The organism is Methylobacterium sp. B1 (assembly GCF_000333255.1).
GTDB lineage: Bacteria > Pseudomonadota > Alphaproteobacteria > Rhizobiales > Beijerinckiaceae > Methylobacterium > Methylobacterium fujisawaense.
The window spans coordinates 1-4207 of the sequence record NZ_BACT01000740.1 but is presented as its reverse complement, the minus strand read 5'-3'; the positions used below and the strand labels follow the sequence as shown (position 1 = coordinate 4207).

The 4207-nt window shown below is 68.8% G+C and carries 2 protein-coding genes, 2 tRNA genes and 2 pseudogenes; 2 read left to right on the top strand and 4 right to left on the bottom strand.

The genetic code is table 11. From position 1 onward, the window contains the following. Window positions 1–1789 (bottom strand): annotated as a pseudogene (gene aceE, locus I53_RS21775) (pyruvate dehydrogenase (acetyl-transferring), homodimeric type); the annotation flags it as partial. A 207-nt stretch (window positions 1790–1996) separates the two neighbouring features. Between aceE and I53_RS21770 the strand changes: the two are divergent. Continuing rightward, window positions 1997–2485 (top strand): Lrp/AsnC family transcriptional regulator, encoded by a 489-nt coding sequence (locus I53_RS21770; RefSeq protein ID WP_043354596.1) that lies wholly within the window; start codon window positions 1997–1999, stop codon window positions 2483–2485. 119 nt (window positions 2486–2604) lie between these two features. On the opposite strand, the gene I53_RS21765 is transcribed toward I53_RS21770, so the two are convergent. The 3 genes from I53_RS21765 to I53_RS21755 all read right to left on the bottom strand — a co-directional run bounded on the left by I53_RS21765 (window position 2605) and on the right by I53_RS21755 (window position 3350). Beyond that, window positions 2605–2680: transfer RNA gene (locus I53_RS21765), tRNA-Ala, on the bottom strand. 55 nt (window positions 2681–2735) lie between these two features. Further along, window positions 2736–2811, bottom strand: a tRNA-Ala gene (locus I53_RS21760). A gap of 152 nt (window positions 2812–2963) precedes the next feature. After that, a complete protein-coding gene (locus tag I53_RS21755) occupies window positions 2964–3350 on the bottom strand; it encodes a TIGR02300 family protein (RefSeq protein WP_075381438.1) in 387 nt (128 codons plus the stop codon). Window positions 3351–3641: 291 nt separating this feature from the next. Here I53_RS21755 and I53_RS21750 point away from each other — a divergent pair. Continuing rightward, a pseudogene (locus tag I53_RS21750) lies at window positions 3642–4193 on the top strand (3-phosphoshikimate 1-carboxyvinyltransferase); the annotation flags it as partial. Window positions 4194–4207: the final 14 nt, after the last annotated feature.

Below are 4207 nucleotides of genomic sequence, written 5' to 3'. Positions count from 1 at the left end.
ACAGGCCGTGGATGCTGTAGCCCGTGGCCGCCGCCGTCCATGACGAGATCGCCCCGGCCTGGGTGATGCGTTCCTGCAGGAGCAGACCGTCCTGGGCCTAGCGGTAGTAAAGCATCGAGCCGGCATCATCCGGCTCGTAGAGCTGGCCGTGCGGCGTGTAGATACCGACTTGCCGGAACAGGTTGGTCATGCCGAAGGTCCGGGCCTGGTAGGATACGATCGGGACGATGCGCGGCCCGAGATCCTTGTGCTTCAGGAGGTTGCCGAACAGGCGCACCACCGCCGTGGTGGTCGACATCTCCTTGCCGCCCGCTTCGAGCGCGAAGCCCGCGTAGGTCGAGAGGGCCGGCACCGAGACGGTCGGCGCCGTGCGGCGGCGGGCCGGCAGGACGCCGCCGAGCGTCTCGCGGCGCTCGCGCAGGTAGCGCATCTCGGCGCCGTCCTCGGCCGGCTTGTAGAAGGCCAGACCCTCCACCTGGGCATCCGACAGCGGCAGGGCGAACCGGTCGCGGAAGGCGCGCAGCGCGTCCACGTCGAGCTTCTTGGCCTGGTGGGCGGTCATGCGCGACTCGCCCGCGCCGCCCATGCCGTAGCCCTTCTTGGTCTTGGCCAGGATCACCGTCGGCCGGCCCTTGGTGGCCTTGGCGGCGGCGAAGGCCGCGTAGAGCTTGCGAAAGTCGTGGCCGCCGCGCTTCAGCCGGTCGACATCGGCGTCCGACATGTGGGCGACGAGCTCGCGGACCTCCGGATCCTCGCCGAAGAAGTGGGCGAGGTTGTAGGCGCCGTCCTTGGCGCCCAGCGTCTGGTACTTGCCGTCCACCGTGTCGGCGAAGCGCCGCAGCAGGGCGTGGTTGGTGTCGCGGGCGAAGATCCCGTCCCACTCCGAACCCCACAGCACCTTGATGACGTTCCAGCCTGCGCCCCGGAACAGGCTCTCCAGCTCCTGGATGATCTGGCCGTTGCCGCGCACCGGTCCGTCGAGCCGCTGCAGGTTGCAGTTGATGACGAAGGTCAGGTTGTCGAGATTCTCGCGCGCTGCCAGCGCGAGGCCGCCGATCGATTCGGGCTCGTCCATCTCGCCGTCGCCGAACACGCCCCAGACGTGGCGGCCGGACGTGTCGGCCAGGCCCCGGTCGGCGAGGTAGCGCATGAAACGCGCCTGATAGACCGCGTGGATCGGCCCGATGCCCATCGAGCCGGTGGGAACCTGCCAGAAATCCGGCATCAGCCAGGGATGCGGATAGGAGCACAGACCGTCGCCGGCGATCTCCTGGCGGTAGTGCTTCAGCTGCTCCTCGGAGAGCCGCCCTTCGAGGAAGGCCCGGGCGTAGACGCCGGGGGCCGAGTGCGGCTGGAAATAGACGAGGTCGCCGTCCGTCCCGCCCTTGAAGAAGTGGTTGAAGCCGACCTCGAACAGCTCCGCCGCCGAGGCGTAGCTGGCCACGTGGCCGCCGAGCTCGCCGTAGGCCATGTTGGCGCGCACTACCATGGCGAGCGCGTTCCAGCGCATGATCGAGGTCAGGCGCTCCTCAATGTCGAGATCGCCGGGGTAGCGCGGCTGCTTCTCCAGCGGAACCGTGTTCCGGTAGGGCGAGTAGGGCAGGGCCTCGTCGAGGATGCCGATCTCCTTCGAGCGCCGCTCCAGGCGGTCGAGGATGAACCGCGCCCGGGCCGCGCCCTCGGTGCGGAAGACGGATTCCAGCGCGGCGAGCCAGTCCTGGGTCTCGGCCGGGTCGTGATCGACCTCGGCGGACCGCGCGATCGTGGCTTTCGGCGGTATGGCGTTCATCGACGCGGCCTCCCTTATTCCCTCGATCATACGGGGATCGGGACGGCGGGACATGCCGAAGATTTGCTTCCATCGCGCCGTATCCGGATTGATATTCCGCGATTTGGGCGATAGGCGGCAAAATATGCCTCTGTCGCGAGGCCGGAGCGCCTCGCCCGTCGTCGTCGGAAGCTGCGCTTCGCGGCGGCCAGATTGGAGACCGAACCGATGCCCGCACGACCGGCCCCCCTCGACGCCGCGAGCCTACGCATTCTCGAATGCCTGCAGCAGGACAGCGAGATCAGCATCGCGGATCTCGCCGAGCGGGTGGGCCTGTCGACGTCGCCGTGCTGGCGCCGCGTCAACGACCTGAAGGAGGCGGGGGTGATCCGCGGCTGCGTGGCGGTGGTCGACCCGCTGAGCCTCGGGCTCGCGGTCAACGTGTTCGTCCACGTGTCGCTCGAGAAACAGACCCAGGCCGCGCTCCAGGCCTTCGACGAGGCGGTGCGCAACCGCCCCGAGGTGATGGAGTGCTATCTGATGAGCGGCGAGGCCGACTACATGCTGCGGGTCGTGGTCGAGGATCTCGGCCAGTACCAGAAGCTCGTCCTGGACCACCTCACGCGGATCCCCGGGGTGGCCAACATCCGATCGAGCTTCGCCCTCGGGCAGGTGAAGTACGCAACCGCGCTGCCGCTCGGGCACCTGACCCGCTGACCGGACGCGGCGGCCCACGGCGCATCAGTGGCAGCGGGGTCCGCTCGCGACGGCGAAATCTGGAAAGTCTCGTTCTCGGGTACGCAGGCCATGCTGGGCCGCATCGCGCGCGAGATGAATGGTGGAGCCTAACGGGATCGAACCGATGACCTCTTCCATGCCATGGAAGCGCTCTCCCAGCTGAGCTAAGGCCCCATAATTTTCACTGCATTTCGCGTCCCGTGGAGGGCCGCGTCACGCGAGAGTGGGATGGTGGAGCCTAACGGGATCGAACCGATGACCTCTTCCATGCCATGGAAGCGCTCTCCCAGCTGAGCTAAGGCCCCACTTTTAGCATCCGCCGCGGGTTGGGTCCCGCGGGGTCTCGCCGGTCTAAATCGCGTCCGGCGAGGCCGGTTCTATAGGCGGCTCGCACCGCGGACTCAACCCCCTTTTTCGCTGCCGCCGGGGGTTTTTGATCGGGGAGGCGACGACCGCCTCAGCCCTCTTCGTCGTTCTCGATATCGCCGTCGATCAGGTCGGAGACATCGTCGTCGCCGGCGTCCTCTTCCTCCAGGAAGGTGTCGTCGTCGGCGGTATCCCCGTCCTCGACCGAATCGTCCTCGGGCGTCGGATCCGCATCGTCTTCGGCGGCTTCGACCTCGTCGAGGGAAACCAGCTCCGGACCCTTCTCGTCCGTCTCGTCCTCATCGTCGTTGCTGGCCGCGCTCCGCGACAGCGCCGGAGGCGCTGCACGGCTCGAGGTGGCCACTGCCTGATAGACCGCGCCGCATTTCGGGCAGACGGCGGGATCTCGGGCGAGGTCGTAGAACTTCGCGCCGCAGCTCATGCACTGGCGCTTCAAGCCAAGTTCCGGTCGGGCCACGGGCGGACACCTCGTCGTCAGTTCTGTCTCGGGGGAGGGGCCCCGTTAGTCGCGGTGGCGGCCCCTGTCAATCGAGCCCGAGCAGGGCGTTCCGGGCCGCGTCCTACGGAGGATCGGCGGGAGGATCGGCAGGAGGATCGCCCGGAGGATCGACGAAGACATCGGATTGATGACGCCGGCCGGTACCCGTGTTAACCGCCCGGCGATTTCACCGTCCGATTGCAGCGCCGCGGCTGAGCCGCGCGACGCGCCGGATCCAGGCCCACTCGTCAGAGCCCGAACGGACGTCCCGTGTCGCACGATTCGACTCCACAGCCCCTCACCGCCGCGCCGGGCACCCCGCTGCGCGGACGCCTTCGGCCGCCCGGCGACAAGTCGATCTCGCATCGGGCGATGATCCTCGGCTTGCTCAGCCAGGGCGAGACGCGGGTCGAAGGGCTGCTGGAGGGCGATGACGTCCTGCGGACCGCCGCCGCCGCGAAGGCGCTCGGCGCGGGCGTCGAGCGCCTCGGGGCCGGACGCTGGCGGGTCCGGGGCGTCGGCATCGGGGGCCTCGGCGATCCCGCCGACGTCCTCGATTTCGGCAATGCCGGCACCGGCTCCCGCCTCATGATGGGCGTGGTCGGTGGGCAGCCGGTGACCGCGACCTTCGACGGCGACGCCTCCCTGCGTTCGCGGCCGATGCGCCGCATCCTCGACCCGCTCACCCGGATGGGCACCCAGGTCCTGGCCGAAGCCGAGGGCGGCCGCGTGCCCCTGACCCTGCGGGGCCCCAAGGAGGCGATCCCGATCACCTACGAGACCCCGGCGGCCTCGGCGCAGATCAAGTCGGCGGTGCTGCTGCCGGCCTAACGCGC

Bases quoted from the DNA above. Each gene is read 5' to 3' on its own strand.
- I53_RS21770 (WP_043354596.1), top strand. From the start codon at position 1,997: ATGCCCGCACGACCGGCCCCCCTCGACGCCGCGAGCCTACGCATTCTC.